This is a genomic window from Shewanella rhizosphaerae (assembly GCF_019457655.1).
GTDB classification, from domain to species: domain Bacteria; phylum Pseudomonadota; class Gammaproteobacteria; order Enterobacterales; family Shewanellaceae; genus Shewanella; species Shewanella loihica.
Genome location: NZ_CP080420.1, coordinates 1864981 through 1887611, shown reverse-complemented (window position 1 = coordinate 1887611; position 22631 = coordinate 1864981). Strand labels below are relative to the sequence as shown.

Below are 22631 nucleotides of genomic sequence, written 5' to 3'. Positions count from 1 at the left end.
AATCTAGGCTTTTGTCGGCACAACTTTACACTAACCCCTGTTAAAATAAGCAAAATTCATCGATCGCCATAGAGATGGCCGATTGCCAAAGCCGCCGCAATGACGTTCAATAGACAGATAATGATAAGTGTCTGCAATACAGGAATGCGTTATGACAATCATGCAAAAGGTCTTTTGGCTTATCGCCACCTTAGGTAACGGGGCCGGACTCTATTTATATCTCACCTATGGCGGCACCGGCGCCGCATTCGTTCTCGGCTTTACCCTGCTTTACACCTTGGTCGGCGCCTACGATCTGCTCTTTAGCTCCCACACCCTTAACCGCCTCTACCCTGTGGTCGCCTACCTGCGCTACTTCCTCGAGTCTTACCGGGTAGAGATACAGCAGTACTTTATCGCCAACGACACAGAGGAAGCCCCCTTTAACCGCGAGCAGCGCTCCTTGGTCTATCAAAGGGCCAAGAACGTGCGCGATACCATAGCCTTCGGCACCCAGCGCGATCTGTTAGAGGAGAACTATCTGAGCCTGTGGCACTCGCTGTCGCCTAAACATATCGACGAGCAGGCCAAGCGGGTGCGCATCGGCGGCCCAGACTGCACTCAGCCCTATGATGCATCCTACTTTAATATCTCGGCCATGAGCTTTGGCTCCCTCAGCGCCAATGCCATCGAGGCACTCAACCTGGGCGCCAAGAAGGCGGGCTGCTATCACAACACGGGGGAAGGCGGCGCCAGTCCCTATCACCTCAAGCATGGCGGCGATCTAGTGTGGCAGATAGGCTCCGGCCTGTTTGGCTGCCGCGACGATGAGGGCAACTTCAACCCCGACAGCTTCGAGAAGATGGCCAAACGACCGCAGATCAAGATGATAGAGATAAAACTCAGCCAAGGGGCTAAGCCGGGTCACGGCGGCGTGCTGCCCAAGGCCAAGATCACCCCGGAGATCGCCCTCATTCGCCATATTCCCATGGATAAAGACTGTGTCTCGCCGGCGGTCAACCCTGAGTGCACCACGCCTATCGCCCTGCTCAACTTCGTCAAACGCCTGCGGGAGTTGAGTGGTGGCAAGCCGGTGGGCTTTAAGCTCTGCATAGGTAATCCGGCAGAGTTTCTCGCCATCTGCAAGGCGATGCTCAAGACAGGTATCACGCCCGACTTTATCACCATAGATGGCGCCGAAGGCGGCACGGGGGCGGCGCCGGTCGAGTTCAGTAACCGCCTGGGGATGATGTGTCTCGAAGGAGTCTACTTTGCCAACAACGCCCTAGTGGGCGTGGGCCTGAGGCACAAGATCACCCTGATCGCCTCGGGCAAGACGGCCTCCAGCTTCGATCTACTCACCAAGATCGCCATGGGCGCCGACTTAGTCAACGCCGCCCGCACCATGATGCTGTCGCTGGGCTGCATTCAGTCCAGAAGCTGTAACACCAACATGTGTCCCACGGGTATCGCGACTCAAGATCCCGCCCGCTCCAAGGCGCTGGATGTACAGGTGAAGAGCGAGCGGGTGAAGAACTTCCATCACAACACCCTGAAAGCCTTCTATGAACTGGTGGGCAGCATGGGGCTGGATAACCCCAACAAGTTAAAGCCTAGGATGATCAAGCGCCGCTCTCCCTATGGCCTACTGATCTCCACCGGCAGCCTGGTGGCCCCCCTCACCCACAACGCCATCATAGAAGAAAAGCTGCAAGGCACCGCCTGGGCATCCTGGTGGCAGCAGTGTACCGCCGAAGACTTCTACTGCGAAGATACCTATATCCTGACCCCTGCCGAGTTTGGTCTCTCCCGTCACAGGGAAAACGGCCACAGGAAAAATGCTTAAGCTTTAAAAGGTAACTGAGTTGATAGGTAACAAAAAAGGCGCCCTAAGGCGCCTTTTTAATTCATGCTACAGACTTGGGTGGATATTACCAGCCAGTCTTAGCACGCAGTGCACTGCCGATGTCGGCAAGTGAACGTACGGTAGTCACGCCTGCCGCTTCTAGTGCAGCAAACTTGTCTTCAGCCGTACCTTTACCGCCAGCGATGATCGCGCCAGCATGACCCATACGCTTACCAGCTGGTGCAGTTACACCGGCAATGTAAGAAACAACTGGCTTAGTCACGTTAGCCTTGATGTAAGCAGCAGCTTCTTCTTCAGCGGTACCACCGATCTCGCCGATCATAACGATAGCTTCGGTCTGTGGATCGTTTTGGAACATTTCCAATACGTCGATGAAGTTAGTACCTGGGATTGGGTCACCACCGATACCAACACAAGTTGATTGGCCGAAACCTTCGTCAGTCGTTTGCTTAACCGCTTCATAGGTCAGGGTACCAGAGCGAGACACGATGCCCACTTTACCTGGCTTGTGGATGTGACCTGGCATGATACCGATCTTACATTCGCCTGGAGTGATAACACCTGGGCAGTTTGGACCGATCATGCGAACGCCAGTCTCTTCCAGCTTAACCTTAACTTCCAGCATATCCAGAGTAGGAATACCTTCAGTAATACAAACGATTAGCTCGATGCCGCCGTCGATAGCTTCCAGGATAGCGTCTTTACAGAAAGGCGCAGGTACATAGATAACGGTAGCAGTCGCACCGGTTTCAGCCACAGCATCTTTTACTGTGTTGAATACAGGCAGACCCAGGTGAACCTGACCGCCCTTACCTGGCGAAACACCGCCAACCATTTGCGTGCCGTAAGCGATAGCTTGCTCAGAGTGGAAAGTACCTTGACCGCCAGTGAAACCCTGACAGATAACCTTGGTATCTTTGTTAATTAATACAGACATTATTTGCCCTCCGCAGCAGCAACAACTTTAACAGCAGCGTCGGTTAGCGACTCGGCTGCAATAATGTCAAGACCAGAGTTAGCCAATACTTCGCGACCTAGATCTGCGTTAGTACCTTCTAGACGAACAACCACTGGCACTTCAACACCCACTTCTTTAACGGCACCAATGATACCTTCTGCGATCATGTCACAACGTACGATACCACCGAAGATGTTAACCAGAACCGCTTTCACGTTAGCGTCAGACAAGATGATCTTGAATGCTTCAGCAACACGCTCTTTAGTCGCGCCGCCACCAACGTCAAGGAAGTTAGCTGGCTTGCCGCCATGCAGGTTAACGATGTCCATAGTACCCATTGCTAGGCCGGCACCGTTTACCATGCAACCTACGTTACCGTCTAGGGCAACATAGTTCAGCTCGAATTTCGCCGCGTGTGCTTCACGAGCGTCATCCTGTGATGGATCGTGCATGTCACGGATCTTTGGTTGACGGAACAGTGCGTTGCCATCGATACCAATCTTACCGTCTAGACAGTGGATGTTGCCTTCGGTAGTGATAACCAGAGGGTTGATCTCAAGCAGTGCGAAGTCATGGTCGGTGAACATAGTCGCCAGCCCCATGAAGACTTTAGTAAACTGCTTCATCTGAGTTGGGTTCAGACCCAACTTGAAGCCAAGATCACGTGCCTGGTAAGGCTGAGGACCAGTCAAAGGATCGATAATCGCCTTGTGGATCAGCTCAGGTGTCTCTTCGGCAACTGTTTCAATCTCAACGCCACCTTCGGTAGACGCCATGAAGACAACGCGACGAGTCGCACGGTCAACAACGGCACCTAGGTACAGCTCGTTTGCGATATCAGTGCAGCTTTCGACTAGGATCTTAGCAACTGGCTGACCTTTTTCGTCAGTCTGATAAGTTACTAGGTTCTTACCTAACCAATGCTCAGCAAATGCTCTGATCTCTTCTTTATCGCCGGTAACTTTAACGCCACCTGCTTTACCACGGCCGCCTGCGTGTACTTGACACTTAACAACCCACATATCTCCGCCAATATGGCCAGCCGCTTCTACCGCCTCTTGAGGGGTATCACAAGCATAACCTTCTGACACTGGTAAACCATATTCGGCAAATAGGGCTTTTGCCTGATACTCATGCAAATTCATGATGATCTATCCGTATACTTCTAATCTAATCCAACCGACTCAATAGAGCCGGTAGCGAGGGGTGATGCCTACCGTTGCCGACAGGCATCGAAACAACATCGTCTTACAGGTCTAATAGTAGACGAGTTGGGTCTTCCAGGAAGTCCTTAATGGCAACCAGGAAGCCAACAGACTCACGACCATCGATGATACGGTGGTCATAAGAGAGTGCTAGGTACATCATAGGTAGAATTTCTACCTGACCATTAACTGCCATTGGGCGATCTTTGATGGCATGCATGCCCAAGATAGCGCTTTGTGGCAGGTTAAGGATTGGGGTAGACATTAGCGAGCCAAATACGCCGCCGTTAGTCACGGTGAAGTTACCGCCGGTCATGTCGTCAACAGTCAGCTTACCGTCGCGGCCCTTGATAGCCAGGTCACGCACGTTACGCTCGATGTCAGCCAGGCTCATGGTGTCAGTGTCACGCAGAACTGGGGTTACTAGACCACGTGGCGTAGAAACCGCGATGCTCACGTCGAAGTAGTTGTGGTAAACGATATCATCACCGTCGATAGAGGCGTTAACTTCTGGGAAACGCTTCAGGGCTTCGGTCACGGCTTTCACGTAGAAAGACATGAAACCAAGACGGATGCCGTGCTTCTTCTCGAACAGCTCTTGATACTGCTTACGAATGTCCATGATAGGCTTCATGTTCACTTCGTTGAAGGTCGTCAACATAGCCGTTGAGTTCTTCGCTTCAAGCAGACGGTTAGCGATAGTCTTACGCAGACGCGTCATAGGTACACGCTTCTGGCTACGCTCACCTAGCGGCGCAACAACCGCTGGCGCCGCTGCTTTAGCAGCAGGCGCTGACTTGATGAAGGCTTCCACATCTTCTTTAGTGATACGACCGCCAACGCCAGTGCCCTTGATCTTAGCGGCATCCAGGTTGTGCTCGGCAATCAGACGACGTACAGATGGGCTCAGGGCATCGTTAGACTCTTCGCTAGTAGCTTCCGCCTGCGGTGCTGCCGCTTCGGCTTGCTCTTTAGAGACTTCCTGACCGGCGACCGCACCAGCAACAAACTTAGCAATAACGGCTTCGGCCAACACTGTGTCGCCCTCTTCCGCCAGGAACTCAACGATTGAACCATCTTCTGGTGCAACCACTTCTAGAACCACCTTGTCGGTTTCGATATCGACCAGGTTTTGATCACGAGACACTTGCTCGCCAGCTTTAACATGCCATGTGGCGATGGTTGCATCAGCAACTGATTCTGGCAGTACGGGTACCTTAATTTCGATACTCATGGAAAGCTATCCTTTTTATAAATTGTCTATTACTACAGTTTTAATGCGCTATTGATTAAAGATTCTTGCTGCTGGGTGTGCAGGGCCGGATAACCACATGCTGGTGCGGCCGAGGCTTCACGACCCGCATAGGTTAATTGAGCACCGGCAGGAATGGCGGCCCAGAAGTGGTGCTGGCTGCAATACCAAGCGCCCTGGTTCTGAGGTTCTTCCTGACACCAAACGAAATCTTTAACGTGCTGATACTGGGCGAGGATCTGTGCCATATCTTCGTGTGGGAACGGGTACAGTTGTTCTACACGGATCAGAGCAACATTGTCCAGGTTCTCTTTACGACGCTTCTCGAGCAGTTCGAAGTAAACCTTACCGCTACAGAAGACCACGCGATCGACCTTGCTGCTATCGAGCTCGTCAATCTCGGCTATCACATTCTGGAAGGTGCCTTCGGCCAGCTCTTCCAGGCTAGACACCGCCAGCGGATGACGCAGCAGTGACTTAGGTGACATCACCACCAGAGGACGACGCATAGGGCGCACTACCTGACGGCGTAGCATGTGGTAAACCTGTGCCGGTGTCGATGGGACACACACCTGCATATTGTGGTTAGCACAAAGCTGCAGGAAACGCTCCAGACGTGCACTCGAGTGCTCTGGGCCCTGACCTTCGTAGCCATGTGGCAACAGCATGGTCAAACCACACAGACGGCCCCACTTCTGCTCGCCAGAAGAGAGGAACTGATCGATCACCACCTGGGCACAGTTAGCGAAGTCACCGAACTGAGCTTCCCAAATGGTCAGACCGCCCGGCTCAGCCGTAGCATAACCATATTCGAACGCCAGTACTGAGGCTTCAGACAATACCGAGTCAGAGATATCGATAGGGCCTTGCATGTCAGACAGGTGACGCAGTGGCAGATAAGCCGTCGCATCATTTTGGTTGTGCAGCACGGCGTGACGGTGGAAGAAGGTACCACGGCCAGAGTCTTGACCTGTGATACGCACGCGCTTGTTGTCATCCAAAATCGAGGCGTAGGCGAGTGTTTCGGCAAAGCCCCAGTCCAGCAGCTTGTCACCCGCGGCCATGGCCACACGGTCTTTGTAGATCTTAGCAACACGCGACTGTAGCTTGTGGCTCTCTGGAACGTAGCTGATCTTGTCAGCCAACGCCTTAACGCGATCTAGCGGCAACTCGGCAGGATAAGCCTCGTCCCACTCGCGGTTTAGATAAGGTGTCCAGTCAACCGTGTGCAGCGTCATTGGACGCCACTCTTTAACTACGCAATCGCCTTTATCCAGCGCGTCGCGGTAGTCGTTGATCATAGCCGTCACATCATCTGCACCTAGGGTCTGCTCTTCGATCAGACGGTCGGCATAGATCTTACGTGGCGTTGGATGTTTCTTGATCTTGGCATACATCAGCGGCTGAGTTGCACTCGGCTCGTCGGCCTCGTTATGGCCGTGACGACGGTAACAGACCAGATCGATCACTACGTCACGCTTAAACTCGTTACGATAATCAACCGCTAGCTGAGCAACGAAGGCTACCGATTCTGGGTCATCTGCGTTCACGTGGAAGATAGGCGCCTGTACCATCTTGGCGATGTCGGTACAGTACTCGGTCGAACGGGTGTCTTCAGTCAGGTTGGTAGTAAAACCTACCTGGTTATTGACCACGATACGGATACTGCCGCCCACCTTGAAGGCACGGGTCTGAGACATGTTGAATGTCTCTTGGACAATACCTTGACCGGCAATCGCGCTGTCGCCGTGAATAGTGATAGGCATTACCTGAAGACCCGTCTTACAACCGCGGCGGTCCAGACGTGCTCTTACCGAGCCCATGACCACAGGGTTAACGATCTCAAGGTGTGATGGGTTAAACGCCAGTGCCAGGTGAACGTTGCCGCCCGGTGTTTCGAAATCTGATGAGAAACCTTGGTGATACTTAACGTCACCCGAACCGTTGAGCTCATCGCTGTGCTTACCGGCAAACTCGTCGAAGAGTTCTGATGGCTTCTTACCTAAGATGTTAACCAGCAGGTTTAGACGACCACGGTGAGCCATGCCCACGACGATCTCTTTAGTACCCGCTTCACCGCCACGGTAGATGATTTCACGCATCATAGGGACGAGCGCGTCACCACCTTCCAGTGAGAAACGTTTTGCGCCGGGGAACTTGGCGCCGAGATACTTCTCCATACCTTCGGCGGCGTTCAGGCCCTCGAGGATACGTGTCTTGGTGTTCTTATCGTAATTCGCTCTACCTAATGACGGCTCCAAGCGTTGTTGGATCCAACGCTTCTCATCGGTATCTGTGATGTGCATGTATTCCGCGCCGATAGCAGCACAATAGGTTGCTTTCAGTGCTTTAACCAGATCACCCAGCTTCATGGTGTCGCCACCGTGAGCAAATGAACCTGTATTGAATTCACGCTCCATATCTTCGCCGGTTAAGCCATGGAAGGCCGGGTCCAATTCAGAGACGGTATCGCGCTTCCATAGCCCGAGGGGATCCAGATTCGCATTCTGGTGGCCGCGGAAACGGTAGGCGTTAATCAACTGAAGAACTTTAACCTGTTTGGCATCGACTTCTGGATCTGTCACACGAGCAGCGCTCTTGTGACGACCGTCTAGCGCCAAACTACGGAAATATTCACGTACTTTAGAGTGGGCAGCTTCGGGCACATCTGCTGTTGCACCGTTGGCATATGGGAGGTTATCAAACACCGCTCGCCAGTCGTCTGATACTGACTGAGGGTCCTCTTGATAGGCTTCATACATCTCTTCTACATAGGTCGAATTAGCCCCGTTTAAATGAGACGATTCGAGCCAGGCTTTCATGATGCCTTGGTGCATTTCTATTCCTTTCAAACTTTATACACGTGTTTTTAGCCAAAGTATTGAAAATGCAATCCAGTCAAATGTACTGCAATTGCAAAATATCTGCCGCCCCTAGAGTCCAGATTTCACGGCATGTGTAGTTCCATTACATAAAAGAGCCACTTCTCACATAGAAGAAGTGACTCTCAAAAGAGCTATATAATTATTAAAATCAGCTCAGTGTGTTGCATTTAGACAGCTCGCTTAAGCAGCATAGACTTGATGTGTCCAATTGCTTTAGTCGGGTTGAGTCCTTTAGGACAAACGTCAACACAGTTCATGATGCCATGGCAACGGAATACGCTGTAAGCATCGTCGAGCTCAGACAGACGCTCTTCGGTGGCGGTATCGCGGCTATCGATAAGGAAACGATAGGCATGCAACAGGCCGCTTGGACCGATGAACTTGTCTGGGTTCCACCAGAATGATGGACAAGCCGTTGAACAACACGCACACATGATACACTCATACAGACCGTCCAGGTGCGCACGCTCTTCTGGCGATTGCAGATGTTCACGGGCCGGTGTCTTGTCGTCATTGATCAGGTAAGGCTTGATCTTCTCGTACTGCTTGTAGAACTGAGTCAGGTCAACAATCAGGTCACGAACCACAGGCATACCCGGTAGTGGACGTATCTCCAGCTTCTTACCCTTGAAGGTAGAAATTGGTGTGATACAGGCCAGACCGTTCTTGCCGTTCATGTTTACCCCATCACTACCACAAACACCTTCACGGCATGAGCGACGGAACGCCAGCGTTGGGTCTTGTACCTTCAGCTGCATCAGGACATCCAGCACCATCATATCGGTACCGTCAGCCACTTCTAGCGTGTAATCCTTCATGTAAGGCTTAGTGTCTACTTCAGGATTATAGCGATAAATAGCAATCTTCAAATTCATCTTATCTTCCTTAGTAGGTACGCTTGATCGGCGGGAAGGCTTCACGAAGCTTAGGCTCCATGTTTACCGCACGCTTGGTCATCTGTTCGGTCTGAGGATCGAACAAGCTATGACACAACCAGTTCTCATCATCACGCTCGAGGAAGTCTTCACGTGAATGCGCACCACGACTCTCTTGACGGAAGTTCGCCGCATAAGCAGTGGCAATCGCTGTCGCCATCAGGTTATCAAGCTCTAGACACTCGATACGCTGAGTGTTGAACTCTCTTGAATTGTCAGACAGCTTAGCATTAGCCAGACGCTCACGAATCGCCTTAAGCTCTTCAAGACCTTCTGCCATCGCCTCACCGGTACGGAATACCGAGAAGTTAAGCTGCATACAAAGCTGAAGATCTTTACGGATCTGCGCAGGATCTTCACCGTCTTTGTTGCTTTCCCAACGATTTAGACGCTCAAGAGACTTAGCAATCTCATCGGCGCTCGCTTCTTTAGGATCGGCAGTCTCATCCAGCGCCTTACCCAGGTGCTGACCCGCTGCGCGTCCAAAGACCACGAGGTCGAGTAGTGAGTTACCACCCAGGCGGTTTGCACCGTGTACCGATACACAGGCAATCTCACCCACGGCAAACAGACCTACGACATCGCTTTCGCTGCCATCTTCGTTCTTACGGATCACCTGACCGCTCACCTTAGCAGGCAGACCACCCATCATGTAGTGACAAGTTGGCAGTACAGGGATTGGGCCATCGGCTGGATCGATATGCGCGAAGGTACGAGACAGTTCACAAACGCCTGGTAGACGTGCTTCAAGCGTCTCTTTACCTAAGTGATCGAGTTTCAGTAGGCAGTGAGGACCTAGTGGACCGTCGAGACCACGACCTTCACGGATCTCAGTCATCATAGAACGTGCTACCACGTCACGAGATGCCAGGTCTTTCGCGTTTGGTGCGTAACGCTCCATGAAGCGCTCGCCGTCTTTGTTCAGCAGGTATCCGCCTTCACCACGACAACCTTCGGTTACCAGTACACCCGCGCCGGCGATACCGGTTGGGTGGAACTGCCACATCTCCATGTCTTGCATCTGCACGCCAGCGCGCATTGCCATGCCGACACCGTCACCGGTGTTGATGTGAGCGTTAGTGGTAGAAGCGTAGATACGACCCGCACCACCGGTAGCTAGAATAGTGGCCTTAGACTTGAAGTAAACGATCTCGCCGGTTTCGATTTCGATTGCAGTACAACCTACGATGGCACCGTCTTCGTTCTTAACCAGGTCAAGTGCATACCACTCAGAGAAGACTTCAGTCTTATGCTTAACGTTCTGCTGGTATAGACAGTGCAGCAGGGCGTGACCGGTACGGTCGGCCGCCGCAGCGGTACGTGCCGCCTGCTCACCACCGAAGTTCTTCGATTGGCCGCCGAAAGGACGCTGATAGATCTTACCGTTATCGAAACGAGAGAATGGCAGACCCATGTGCTCGAGTTCGATAATGGCTTCTGGACCGGTTTGACACATAAATTCGATAGCGTCTTGGTCACCGATGAAGTCGGAACCCTTAACGGTATCGTACATGTGCTGTTCCCAATGGTCTTCATGAGCGTTACCTAGGGCGACGGTAATACCCCCCTGGGCAGAAACGGTATGAGAACGCGTTGGGAATACTTTAGATAACAGCGCGCAGCTCTTACCTTCTTTAGAAATCTGTAGTGCAGCTCGCATACCCGCGCCACCGGCGCCAATTACGACTGCATCAAACTCACGAACTGGAATACTCACTTAAACACCCCACACAATAACAATGCCAGCAGCCAGGTAAGAAAGCGCTGCTACGACGAAGACGAATTGGAGTACGCCACGAACGGCTACCGGCTTAACATAGTCGGTGAGCACCTGCCAGATACCGATCCAGGCGTGAACCAGGATGGCGACCAGGGCAAGAAGCGTAAACACTTTCATCGGCAAAGCACTGAACAAACCGTGCCATACGTCATAAGTGAGAGGCGCACTAGCGGCGATGAATCCTACTAAGAAAATGGTGTAACAAGTAAGGATCACGGCACTAGCACGAAGAAGAATAAAATCATGAACGCCACTGCGTCCAAGACTCGCTGCATTTGTTACCATACCCAAATCCCCGCAATGATTGACCATGCCGCTGCAATAACGAAGGCGGCTTTCGCTGAAGCGTTACCCGATTCCAACTCTTCCCAACGACCGGTATCCATGATCAGGTGGCGTAGGCCAACAATCAGGTGATAACCAAGCGCGGTCAGAATTCCCCAGACAACAAACTTAACGATAAAGGTATCAAATAGAGATTGAATGCCTGCGAAACTCTCAGCAGATGCGAGTGACTCACTCAACAACCAGATAAGAATGCCGACGGCAAACAGCATGATGACACCGGAGACACGGTGTAGGATTGACGCAATCGCTGTTGCAGGAAAGCGAATGGTCTGCAGATCTAGATGGACAGGTCTTTGCTTTTTCACGTTCTGCTCACTCTGCTCCATTGAGCATTATTTTTGTTATTGAACCTCTTTCGAACGAAATTTGACCAGCAAGCAAACTTACCACCTCCTCTCGCCTCAAAAGGAAAGTTGAAACAAACAGTTAACTAATTCAAAAATCACTAAATAAGTATGTAAATAATGGTCTACGAATTGGTTTGTTTGTAGCTCTTTCGAGCCGAAGCAAGTATACGCCCCACAAATGTCAAATACAAACATCACATTATGCAAATTTTGTTTTTTTGGTAAAAAAATCTGCCAAGTTGCTGTATTGACGGGCACTTACGTCAAATTAAGACCATGGTCTAACGAATTTAAACACTTATTTAAATTGAAATGTGATCTAGATTCACTGTAAAGTATTGGCGTTTGACAAAGCCGCACTCACATAAGAATGAAGTAAGGAGAACGGGGTATGGCTGATAATATAGCCAAATTGGAACTACCAGGGAACGATTCGATTGACCTGCCTATTAAGAAAGGAACGGCGGGATTTGATGTTATCGACATCAGCAAACTCGGTAGCAAAGGTCATTTTACATTTGACCCAGGATTCCTAGCGACAGCATCCTGCGAATCAGCTATCACTTACATTGATGGCGCCCAAGGTATACTTTTACACCGTGGTTACGCGATCGACGAACTTGCCGTCGACTCAGACTATTTAGATCTTTGTTATCTACTGCTTTACGGTGAGTTACCTAACAAGGCTCAATACGACAAATTTGTTTACACGGTTAAGACCCACACTATGGTTAACGAGCAACTGGCTTCGTTCTTCCGTGGTTTCCGCCGTGACGCACACCCGATGGCCATGCTATGTGGCGTAACCGGTGCACTGTCTGCATTCTACCAAGACTCTCTCGATGTCAACGACGAACACCACCGCGAAATTGCGGCGTTCCGTTTAGTCTCTAAGATGCCGACTATCGCCGCTATGTGTTACAAGTATTCAATTGGTCAGCCATTTGTTTACCCACGTAACGACCTAAGCTATGCGGGCAACTTCCTAAGCATGATGTTTGCCGTTCCTTGTGAAGAGTACAAGGTTAACCCAATCATCGAACGCGCTATGGATCGTATCTTTATCCTGCACGCAGACCATGAGCAAAACGCCTCTACCTCTACCGTTCGTCTAGCCGGTTCATCGGGTGCTAACCCATTTGCGTGTATCGCAGCGGGTATCGCCTCACTTTGGGGTCCTGCACACGGCGGCGCAAACGAAGCGTGTCTGAACATGCTAGAAGAGATTGGCACTGTCGATCGCATTCCTGAGTTCATCGCTCGTGCGAAAGATAAAGAAGATCCATTCCGTCTGATGGGCTTCGGTCACCGCGTTTACAAGAACTTCGACCCTCGCGCCAAGGTTATGCGCGAAACCTGTCACGAAGTCCTTGCTGAGCTTAAGGTCAATGACCCGCTGCTCGACGTGGCGATGGAACTTGAGCGTATCGCGCTGGAAGATGAGTACTTCGTATCGAAGAAACTCTATCCAAACGTCGATTTCTACTCAGGCATCATCATGAAGGCTATCGGCATTCCAACCAGCATGTTCACCGTACTGTTCGCCCTGGCGCGAACCGTGGGTTGGATTGCACACTGGAAAGAGATGTTGGATCAGCCTGGTCACAAGATCAGCCGTCCACGCCAGCTCTACACAGGCTCACCAGAACGCGACTTCGTCAAACTGGACAAGCGTTAATCGCTGCCTGATTTTAAAAAGCACCCTTCGGGGTGCTTTTTTTATGCCTCTCTTCTGATAGCTTTGCTTTAATCGCTCTACTTTTATCTCTCTTCTTTAATCGCTCTTTTCTAATAGCTCTTCTTTAATAGCTCTTTTGGTCGCACTCTTTTAACGCCTCAGTTTTAGGCAAGGCTTTATGCCTGAGCTTTTCCGTGAGCCTTTTACATGCACCTTTTACATGCACCTTTACATGAGTAGTTATAGAGGAGCTTTTTTATTTGGATGTTGGTATCTGAGCCTTCACCGCAATGGGTTCAAGATTTAAAGCGATTGACTCCCTTTACCTTGCACACCTTTCCTCTTTAAGCCCTTTTCTTTCTGCCCTTTCCTTTCAGCCCTCCCCGCTCAGTCCTTTTCCTCTCAGCTTTTCACTTCTAAGCCCTTTTCCATTAAGTAATCAGCCTGACATCTTGCCAGCTTAAGCTCCCCCATGCAGCAGAGATACATTTTGTATCAAATCCAATTTGCACTGACCTTGGCAATGGGTCTTAACTGTTAATTAGTCAAAAGCATCACATGTTAAACATTTTCGCTACAAACCAGTTAACAAACTCACCAACACCTAACTGATTTTAGCGTAAGCAACTGATAAATAACTGTTTAACATTTTGGCACACCTTGTGCTTACTAAGGCTAATTGGATAAATAACATAGGTATCTTCACATGGAATCTTTTTCAAAGTTTAAGTTGGCACTTCCCCTACTATTTGTCGCCGTACTCAGTGCATGTGGTAATGAGGAAACAAAGAAAGAAGAAGAAAAGTACGCCGTTCCCGTTGAAACCACAACAGTCATACAAGGTGATGTCTCCTCTTTTTATAGCACTACCGCAACTCTGGAAGCTCCTCAGGAAGCCGACGTTGTTAGCCGCATCGCCGGTCTTATCGAATCCATTAAGGTTGAAGAAGGGGATCGCGTCTCCAAGGGTCAATTGCTGGCAGTAATCGATGCTAAGCGCCAGCGCTACGATCTGGCCCGCTCACAGGCCGAAGTGGAAATCATCGAGCAAGAGCTCAACCGTTTGAAGAAGATGAGCAATAAAGAGTTCATCAGCGCCGATTCCATGGCCAAACTCGAATACAACCTACAAGCCGCCATCGCCAAACGCGACTTAGCCGCCCTACAGGTACAAGAAAGCATGGTTCGCTCCCCTATCGACGGTGTAGTTGCCAAGCGTTACGTGAAGGCCGGTAACATGGCCAAAGAATTTGAGCAGCTTTTCTATGTGGTTAATCAAGATGAACTGTACGGCATAGTGCATCTGCCAGAGGCGCAGTTGCAGAGCCTGCGTCTAGGCCAGGAAGCCGAGCTTTACGCCAACAAGCACACCAAAGAAACTATTCACGCCAAGGTGCTGCGTATCAGCCCCATCGTCGATCCCCAAAGCGGTACCTTTAAGGTCACTCTTTCGGTGCCTAACCAAAATGCCCAGCTTAAGGCGGGGATGTTTACCCGAGTTGAGCTGAGATACGACACTCACAGCAATGTAATAACCGTTCCCTATAACGCCGTGGTCAATCAGGACAATCAATACGCCCTGTATGTCGTCCAAGGTGATAATGCCCTGCGCCGCGAAGTGGCTCTTGGCTATCGCGAGGCCGATACCGTAGAGGTGGTCTCAGGCCTGGAACCCGGCGAACAGATAGTGATCCGCGGACAACAAAACCTGAAAGATCAATCCTTAGTTGAAGTGATCAGCCAACTAGACGTTGCTCGCGCACAACAATAACGGGAACTTAGCTTATGTCGATAATTAATACTTCCGTTAAACGGCCGGTATCCGTGTGGATGTTTATGCTGGCGGTGATCCTGTTTGGCTTGGTGGGTTTCTCTCGCCTGGCGGTGAAACTCCTGCCGGATCTCAGCTACCCTACCATCACCATACGTACCCAATATGAAGGCGCCGCGCCGGTCGAGGTGGAGCAGCTTGTCTCTAAGCCCATCGAAGAGGCTGCCGGTATCGTTAAGGGGCTGCGTAAGATAAGCTCCATCTCCCGCTCTGGCATGTCTGATGTGGTGCTCGAATTTGAATGGGGCACAGACATGGACATGGCAAGCCTCGAGGTCAGGGAAAAGCTAGACACCATAGAGCTGCCCCTGGATGTGAAAAAGCCGCTGTTGCTGCGCTTTAACCCTAACCTAGATCCTATAGTGCGTCTGGCCCTCTCCCTGCCCGACGCCGACGCTCAGTCGCTCAAGCAGATGCGCACCTTTGCCGAGGAGGAGCTTAAGCGTCAACTGGAATCCCTCAGCGGCGTCGCGGCCGTCAGGCTCTCCGGTGGTCTCGAGCAAGAGGTACATATTCAGCTAAACCAGGAGAAGCTGACTCAGCTTAACCTGAACGCCGACAAGATCCGCGAGCGTATCGCCGCCGAGAACATCAACCTCTCTGCCGGTAAGGTGGTACAGGGCGAGAAAGAGTATCTGGTGCGTACCCTCAACCAGTTCAACTCCCTGGATGAGTTGGGTCAGATCATCGTCTATCGCGACAACCAGACTCTGGTGCGTCTGTTCGAGGTGGCCGACATCATCGACAGCCATAAGGAACGTAACGACATCACCCGCATCGGCTCTGCCGAGTCTATCGAGCTGGCCATCTATAAGGAAGGCGATGCCAACACGGTAGCCGTGGCCCGTAAAGTCACCGCTAAACTTAACGACCTCAAGAAGCTAAACGAGAAGGCTGAGCTTAAGGTTATCTATGATCAATCAGAGTTTATCGAGAGCGCAGTCAGCGAGGTCACCTCGGCGGCGCTGATCGGTAGCTTACTCTCCATGCTGGTGATCTACCTATTCCTTAGGGATATAGTGCCGACCCTGATCATCTCCATCTCGATTCCGTTTTCGGTGATCGCCACTTTTAACATGATGTATTTTGCCGACATCAGCCTCAACATCATGTCGCTAGGCGGTATCGCCCTGGCGGTGGGGCTCCTGGTAGACAATGCCATCGTGGTGCTGGAAAACATCGACCGCTGTCGCAAGCTGGGAATGAACAAGCTCGACGCCGCCGTGACAGGCACCAAAGAGGTAGCCGGCGCTATCTTCGCCTCTACCATGACCACCCTTGCGGTATTCGTGCCGCTGGTATTTGTCGATGGCGTGGCTGGTGCCCTGTTCTCGGATCAGGCGCTGACAGTCACCTTCGCCCTGTTGGCCTCGCTGCTGGTCGCGCTGACCACCATCCCTATGCTGGCATCGCGCGAAGGCTTCAAGGCTCTGCCGCACCTGGTGCAGAAACGTGAAAAGCCAGTGCTCGACACTAAACTGGCCAAGGTGAAGCATTACGGTGCCACCGTCTGCTCCTTCCCCTTTGTGCTGCTGTTTAGCTATCTGCCGTCACTGCTGCTGACCCTAGCATTGATGCTGAGCCGCGCCTTTTCATGGCTTGCGGGCCTCATCATGCGGCCCATCAGCCTGGCATTTAACTGGTGCTACAACCTGCTGGAAGGGGTTTATCACAAGCTGCTACGCAAGGCGCTTAAGTTTACCTGGGTGACACTGGCCATCGCCCTCACCCTCACTATAGGCACCATGAGCCTGATCCCAAGACTCGGCATGGAGCTGATCCCGCCGATGAATCAGGGCGAGTTCTATGTAGAAGTCCTGCTGCCGCCGGGCACAGAAGTCAGTGAGACAGACAGAGTGTTACAGAAGCTGGCCTTGTCTATCAAAGACAGGGAAGATGTAAAACATGCCTACAGCCAAGCCGGTAGCGGCGGTCTGATGACCTCAGACACCTCGCGCGGCGGCGAAAACTGGGGCCGTCTGCAGGTGGTGCTGGCCGATCATCAGGCCTTCGATGCAGTCACCCATGTGCTGCGCACCACAGCCATGCGTATTCCTGAGCTAGAGGCGAAGATCCAACATCCAGAGCTGTTTAGCTTCAAGACCCCGCTTGAGATCGAAGTGATAGGCTATGACTTAACTCAGCTAAAACAGACCGCCGATAACCTTATCAGCGCGCTGTCTGACTCAGATCGTTTCGCCGACCTCAACACCAGCCTGCGTGACGGTCAGCCAGAGCTGAGCATCCGTTTCGATCACGCCCGCCTTGCCGCCCTTGGCATGGACGCGCCAACCGTGGCGAATCGTATCGCCCAGCGCATCGGCGGCACAGTCGCCAGCCAATATACAGTGCGTGACAGAAAGATCGACATCTTGGTGCGCAGCGAACTCGAGGAGCGCGACCAGATAAGCGACATCGATTCGATGATCATTAACCCCAACAGCAACCAGCCTATCCCGCTGAGCGCCGTTGCCGATGTCTCCTTGAATCTGGGTCCTTCTGCCATCAACCGTATCAGCCAGCAGCGCGTTGCCATCGTCTCGGCCAACCTCGCCTATGGTGACCTCAACGATGCGGTGCTCGAGGCGAGAAGCATCATAGATCAGCAAAATCTGCCTAGCTCGATTCAGGTGCGCTTCGGCGGCCAGAACGAAGAGATGGAACACTCCTTCCAGTCGCTTCAGATCGCCCTGGTATTGGCCGTCTTCCTAGTATATCTGGTGATGGCCAGCCAGTTCGAGTCGCTGGTACATCCGCTGCTTATCCTGATCGCCGTACCCATGGCGGTTGGCGGCAGCATCTTCGGCTTGTTTATCACCCAGACTCACCTGAGCGTGGTGGTATTCATCGGCCTCATCATGCTGGCGGGTATCGTAGTGAACAACGCCATCGTCCTGGTGGATCGTATCAACCAGCTACGTGAGCAGGGTATGGCTAAACTGACGGCCATCGAAGAAGCCGCCAAGTCTCGTCTGCGACCCATCGTCATGACCACCATGACCACAGCTCTGGGTCTGGCGCCTATGGCACTGGGTTTAGGCGATGGCAGCGAGGTACGGGCGCCCATGGCGATCACAGTGATCTTCGGCTTGTCACTTGCAACACTACTGACGCTTGTGGTGATCCCTGCGCTCTACGCCCTGTTCGATCGCAAGGCGTTTGACGCACCTAGTCAAGAAGCTGCGCAACAGGGAGAATCAGTATGAATATCACTCGATTAGCCCTAACGAGACCCGTTACCACCAGTATGTTCTTCGTGGCCATACTCCTCTTTGGTCTGGCCTCGAGTCGCCTGCTGCCGCTGGAGATGTTTCCCGGCATCGAGATGCCCCAGGTGATGATTGAAGTCCCCTACAAGGGCTCAACCCCTGCCGAAGTGGAGCGTGAGATCACCAATGTATTGGAAGAGTCTCTCGCCACCATGGGGGGAATTGAGGAGCTGAGATCGCGCTCATCGCAAAATGGCGCCGAGATCGAACTCAGGATGAAGTGGGGCGAGAACGTCTCCACCAAGAGCCTGGAAGCCAGGGAAAAGGTGGATGCGGTGCGCCACCTCTTACCTAAGGATGTGGAGCGGGTCTTTATCCGCCAGTTCTCCACCGCCGACATGCCTGTGCTGACCATACGTATCTCGAGCGAACGCGAGCTGTCAGGCGCCTTCGATCTGCTGGACAAGCAGCTTAAGAAGCCACTGGAGCGTGTCGAAGGGGTGTCTCAGGTGAGCCTCTACGGCGTCGAGCAGAAGCAGATCGAGATCCGAATCGACGCCGACAAGCTCAGCGCTACTGGCATCAACAGCACCATGTTGCAACAACGACTGGGACAGGAGAATTTTATCGTCAGCGCTGGAACGCTCAGGGCGAACACCCGGGTATATCAGGTATCACCAAAGGGTGAGTTTCGCGATCTCGACGATATCGCCGCCCTGGTATTGATCCCAGGCGTCACCTTGGGCGATGTAGCCAGCATTCGCTACGCCCTGCCCGAGCGCCTCGATGGTCGTCATCTGGATCAGAAATATGCGGTCGGTCTCGACGTGTTCAAAGAATCCGGCGCTAACCTGGTAGACGTATCTGAGCGCGTGCTCAAGGTGATCGAGGCAGCTAAACAGGACCAGCAGTTCAACGGTATCAAGCTGTTTATCATGGAAGATCAGGCCTACGGGGTGAAATCCTCCCTGTCTGATCTGCTTGCCGCCGGCCTGATAGGTGCCCTGCTCTCGTTCGCCGTGCTCTATCTCTTCCTGCGCAACCTGAAGATGACACTGGTGGTGGTCTCCTCTGTGCCCATCTCTCTGTGTATGACGCTGGCCGGCATGTATTTCTTAGGCTACAGCCTGAATATTCTCTCTATGATGGGACTATTGCTGGCGGTCGGCATGCTTATCGATAACGCCGTGGTGGTCAGTGAGAGCGTGCTGCAAGAGAAGCAGCATCAAGGCACGGCAACCACCTCCCAGGCGGTACTCACGGGCGTCAATAAGGTTGCCCTGGCAGTGCTGGCCGGCACCCTGACCACGGCAATTGTGTTCTTGCCAAACATTTTCGGCGTAAAGGTAGAGCTGACCATCTTCTTGGAGCATGTGGCCATCGCCATCTGTATCTCGCTGGCAGCCTCGCTCTTGGTCGCCAAGACGCTAATCCCATTGATGTTAACTAAGCTGCATTTCGAGATTGAGACCAATCCCAAGCAGAGCAAGCTCGAGTCTTTCTACGAGCGTAGCCTGGCGTGGATCTTACACAGACCCAAGCGTTCAGGGCTGATCGCCGTGGTGATCCTTGCTTCAACGGCGCTGCCCCTGAGCATGGTGCAACAAGATCAAAACGACGGCGAAGGCAACAATCGCCTCTACATCAACTACCAGGTAGAGGGACGCCACAGCCTGGATGTCACCGAGGCGATGATCAACCGCATGGAAGATTACCTCTACGCTAATAAAGAAGCCTTCTATATCGACTCTGTCTACAGCTACTTCTCGGCCGACAGAGGTCAGTCGACCCTGCTGCTACAGGAAGATGCCGACATAGATATCAAGGCACTGAAGCGCAAGATACGTGAAGGCTTCCCTAAGTTCTCCATCGCCAAGCCGCAATTTGGCTGGGGTAACGACAACAACGGCATTCGCGTCACCCTCACGGGACGCTCCACCAGCGAACTGATCACCATCAGTGAACAGGTGGTGCCTATGCTGGCCAAGATAGACGGGCTCATCGATGTGCGCTCAGAGCTTAACAGCACACAGCAAGAAGTGATCATTGAGCTGGACCGCACCATGGCCGCGAGACTGGATCTAAGCCTGAGCGAACTTGCCCGCAGCGTGTCCATGGCTCTTCGTGGTTCGCCGCTACGCTCATTCAGACACGACCCAAGCGGTGAGCTGCGTATCGAGCTGGCTTATGACAAACAGTGGCGCGAATCGCTCGAAAGGCTAAAAGAGCTGCCTATCGTGCGTCAGGGTAATCGCGTCTACACCTTGCAGAGCCTGGCCGAGATCTCGATTCGTCCACGATTCGATACAATCCGCCACTATGATCGTCAAACCGCGCTCTCAATCGGCGCCAACCTGGATGAGATGACCACGGAAGAGGCCCAAAAGGCCATCAAACAAGTGATGGATGCGGTGCAATTTCCTGCGGGCTATGGATATTCGCTGCGAGGTGGTTTCCAGCGTCAGGATGAAGATCAGGCCATCATGGCGACCAACATGATCTTGGCAATCGCCATGATCTATATCGTCATGGCCGCCCTGTTCGAATCGCTACTGTTGCCGACGGCTATCATCACCTCGATACTCTTCTCCATCACGGGGGTGTTCTGGGCACTGCTACTGACAGGCACCAGCATGTCCATCATGGCCATGATTGGGATACTGATCTTGATGGGGATTGTGGTGAATAACGGCATCGTATTGGTGGATCAGATCAACCAGAAGACGCCGGAGCTCGACCGTCTCTCTGTCACCATCAAGGCAGTGTGTATCACCCGTCTGCGCCCGGTGCTCATGACTGTGGGCACCACGGTACTAGGCCTCATACCACTGGCCATGGGCGACACCCAGATTGGTGGCGGCGGACCACCCTATTCACCCATGGCGATCGCCATCATCGGCGGCTTGAGCTTCTCGACGCTGACCAGCCTCTATCTGGTACCGCTCTGCTATCAAGCCCTGTATCGCATGCGCCATCAGGCCGCCATCAAGCTGGGTAACGCCGACAGGTTCACCCGCCGCATCATGCCCTGGGCTCATTAAGGCCGATAGGAAAGGTGTATAAATAAGACAAACTAAAAAAGGCTGCTTCTTGCAGCCTTTTTATTATGCAACTATATAAATTGATTCGATAAGAGAGAAAAAAGGTCTTCCAATGAACAACATCTTACGCATTGCGCTGACAAGCCTGCTCATCGGCAGTTATGGCATCAGTATCAATAGCTTGGCCGACGAAGATAAGTTTGCCAAGGTCGAAATAGCGGCCACCAAACTTTCAGAACATGTCTATATGCTAACCGGCGCCGGCGGCAACATAGGCGTATCGGCGGGAGAAGATGGCCTGCTGATCATCGACGATCAGTTTGCCCCACTGGCAGACAAGATTAGCGCGGCGCTGGCCGACATCCAGGCGGGCAAACCTAAATATATCGTCAACACCCACTACCATGGCGATCATACCGGTGGCAACGGCATCTTTGGCCAAACCGGCACCATCTTCGCCCACGATAATGTACTCAAACGCTTGGCCAGTAACCAAGACTTCACTAAACAGGCCTTGCCCAGCATCACCTATGACCAGGGGATCAATATCCACTTCAATGGCGACACGCTCTCACTCGTGCACCTGGGCGCTGGCCATACAGATGGTGATAGTGTGATCTTCTGGCGTGATGCGCCTGTGGTACATATGGGGGATCTCTTCTTTAAAGACAGATTTCCCTATATCGATCTTAAAGGAGGTGGCTCGGTGCTTGGCTATCGCGACAGCGTCGCCACCATCTTGGCCAGGGTCGATGACAATACCAAAATCATTCCGGGACACGGCGAACTGGCCAACAAACAAGATCTGGTCAAGTTCAAGCAGATGTTAGACACCTCTATCGACTGGATGAACACCCAGCTCAAATCGGGCAAGTCGCTCGATGCCATCAAGCAGCAAGGCTTACCGGACGACTTACAGGGCTGGGGATGGAAATTTATCTCTCAGGAGACCTGGATAGAAACCCTCTATAACGGCCTTAAGAGTCAATAATCATCCCAAATATCAATGCTGCTAGCAGAGAATGAATAATATCAGCTTGGCAATCTGCCGATGAAATAGCCGTACGGCGCGATCAAATGATCGCGCCTTTCACCTCCAATCCAGTTTCCTCTATTAGCTAACACCAATGTCCTAGCAAATTTAAATCTTATGCTAAGGCGAGTGCTCAGCAAAATCCCCCATCAAAACAGAGATAAACTCAAACCAAGCGGAAACACATATTTGCCAAAAAAGCACCTTAAAACAGGCACACAGGAGAGCTATGACTAAACAGGCCAAAACACAGCTTAGCAATATAGGTAAAACCCAGGCACAA

At 52.1% G+C, this 22631-nt stretch carries 14 protein-coding genes; 6 read left to right on the top strand and 8 right to left on the bottom strand.

The window, feature by feature from the left end:
• The first annotated feature begins 151 nt into the window (after positions 1-151).
• Positions 152-1825 carry an FMN-binding glutamate synthase family protein gene (locus K0I63_RS08495; RefSeq protein ID WP_220083133.1) on the top strand — a complete coding sequence of 558 codons (1674 nt, stop codon included), beginning with the start codon at positions 152-154 and terminating at the stop codon, positions 1823-1825.
• A gap of 85 nt (positions 1826-1910) precedes the next feature.
• Here K0I63_RS08495 and sucD read toward each other — a convergent pair whose 3' ends face one another.
• The 8 genes from sucD to sdhC all read right to left on the bottom strand — a co-directional run bounded on the left by sucD (position 1911) and on the right by sdhC (position 11535).
• Complete coding sequence (gene sucD / locus K0I63_RS08490) at positions 1911-2783, bottom strand: succinate--CoA ligase subunit alpha (RefSeq protein WP_011865457.1); 873 nt, start codon at positions 2781-2783, stop codon at positions 1911-1913.
• Positions 2783-3949, bottom strand: coding sequence for an ADP-forming succinate--CoA ligase subunit beta (gene sucC / locus K0I63_RS08485; RefSeq protein WP_011865456.1), 1167 nt, complete (start codon positions 3947-3949; stop codon positions 2783-2785). The genes sucD and sucC overlap by 1 nt, the downstream gene beginning before the upstream one ends.
• A gap of 103 nt (positions 3950-4052) precedes the next feature.
• Positions 4053-5243, bottom strand: a complete 1191-nt coding sequence (odhB, locus tag K0I63_RS08480) for a 2-oxoglutarate dehydrogenase complex dihydrolipoyllysine-residue succinyltransferase (protein ID WP_220083132.1) — start codon at positions 5241-5243, stop codon at positions 4053-4055.
• Between the two features lie 32 nt (positions 5244-5275).
• Entirely contained in the window at positions 5276-8098 is a 2823-nt protein-coding gene (sucA, locus tag K0I63_RS08475; RefSeq protein WP_220083131.1) for a 2-oxoglutarate dehydrogenase E1 component, read from the bottom strand.
• Between the two features lie 215 nt (positions 8099-8313).
• Positions 8314-9021 carry a succinate dehydrogenase iron-sulfur subunit gene (locus K0I63_RS08470; RefSeq protein ID WP_011865453.1) on the bottom strand — a complete coding sequence of 236 codons (708 nt, stop codon included), beginning with the start codon at positions 9019-9021 and terminating at the stop codon, positions 8314-8316.
• 10 nt (positions 9022-9031) lie between these two features.
• Positions 9032-10798, bottom strand: coding sequence for a succinate dehydrogenase flavoprotein subunit (gene sdhA / locus K0I63_RS08465; protein ID WP_011865452.1), 1767 nt, complete (start codon positions 10796-10798; stop codon positions 9032-9034).
• The gene (gene sdhD / locus K0I63_RS08460) at positions 10799-11146 is read right to left on the bottom strand and encodes a succinate dehydrogenase, hydrophobic membrane anchor protein (RefSeq protein WP_011865451.1); all 348 of its coding nucleotides are present in this window, start codon (positions 11144-11146) and stop codon (positions 10799-10801) included.
• Positions 11140-11535 (bottom strand): succinate dehydrogenase cytochrome b556 subunit, encoded by a 396-nt coding sequence (gene sdhC, locus K0I63_RS08455; protein WP_011865450.1) that lies wholly within the window; start codon positions 11533-11535, stop codon positions 11140-11142. Before sdhC ends, sdhD begins: the two co-directional genes overlap by 7 nt.
• Positions 11536-11947: 412 nt before the next feature.
• Here sdhC and K0I63_RS08450 point away from each other — a divergent pair, with 412 nt between their 5' ends.
• From K0I63_RS08450 to K0I63_RS08430, 5 genes are all read left to right on the top strand, one after another.
• Positions 11948-13234: a citrate synthase gene (locus K0I63_RS08450; protein ID WP_144198816.1), complete on the top strand. Its 1287-nt coding sequence runs from the start codon at positions 11948-11950 to the stop codon at positions 13232-13234.
• A 706-nt stretch (positions 13235-13940) separates the two neighbouring features.
• The gene (locus tag K0I63_RS08445) at positions 13941-15005 is read left to right on the top strand and encodes an efflux RND transporter periplasmic adaptor subunit (protein ID WP_220044953.1); all 1065 of its coding nucleotides are present in this window, start codon (positions 13941-13943) and stop codon (positions 15003-15005) included.
• 14 nt (positions 15006-15019) lie between these two features.
• Positions 15020-18271: an efflux RND transporter permease subunit gene (locus tag K0I63_RS08440; RefSeq protein ID WP_220083130.1), complete on the top strand. Its 3252-nt coding sequence runs from the start codon at positions 15020-15022 to the stop codon at positions 18269-18271.
• The gene (locus K0I63_RS08435) at positions 18268-21315 is read left to right on the top strand and encodes an efflux RND transporter permease subunit (RefSeq protein ID WP_220083129.1); all 3048 of its coding nucleotides are present in this window, start codon (positions 18268-18270) and stop codon (positions 21313-21315) included. The genes K0I63_RS08440 and K0I63_RS08435 overlap by 4 nt, the downstream gene beginning before the upstream one ends.
• 112 nt (positions 21316-21427) lie before the next feature.
• Positions 21428-22306 (top strand): MBL fold metallo-hydrolase, encoded by an 879-nt coding sequence (locus tag K0I63_RS08430; RefSeq protein WP_220083128.1) that lies wholly within the window; start codon positions 21428-21430, stop codon positions 22304-22306.
• The last annotated feature ends 325 nt before the right edge of the window (positions 22307-22631 follow it).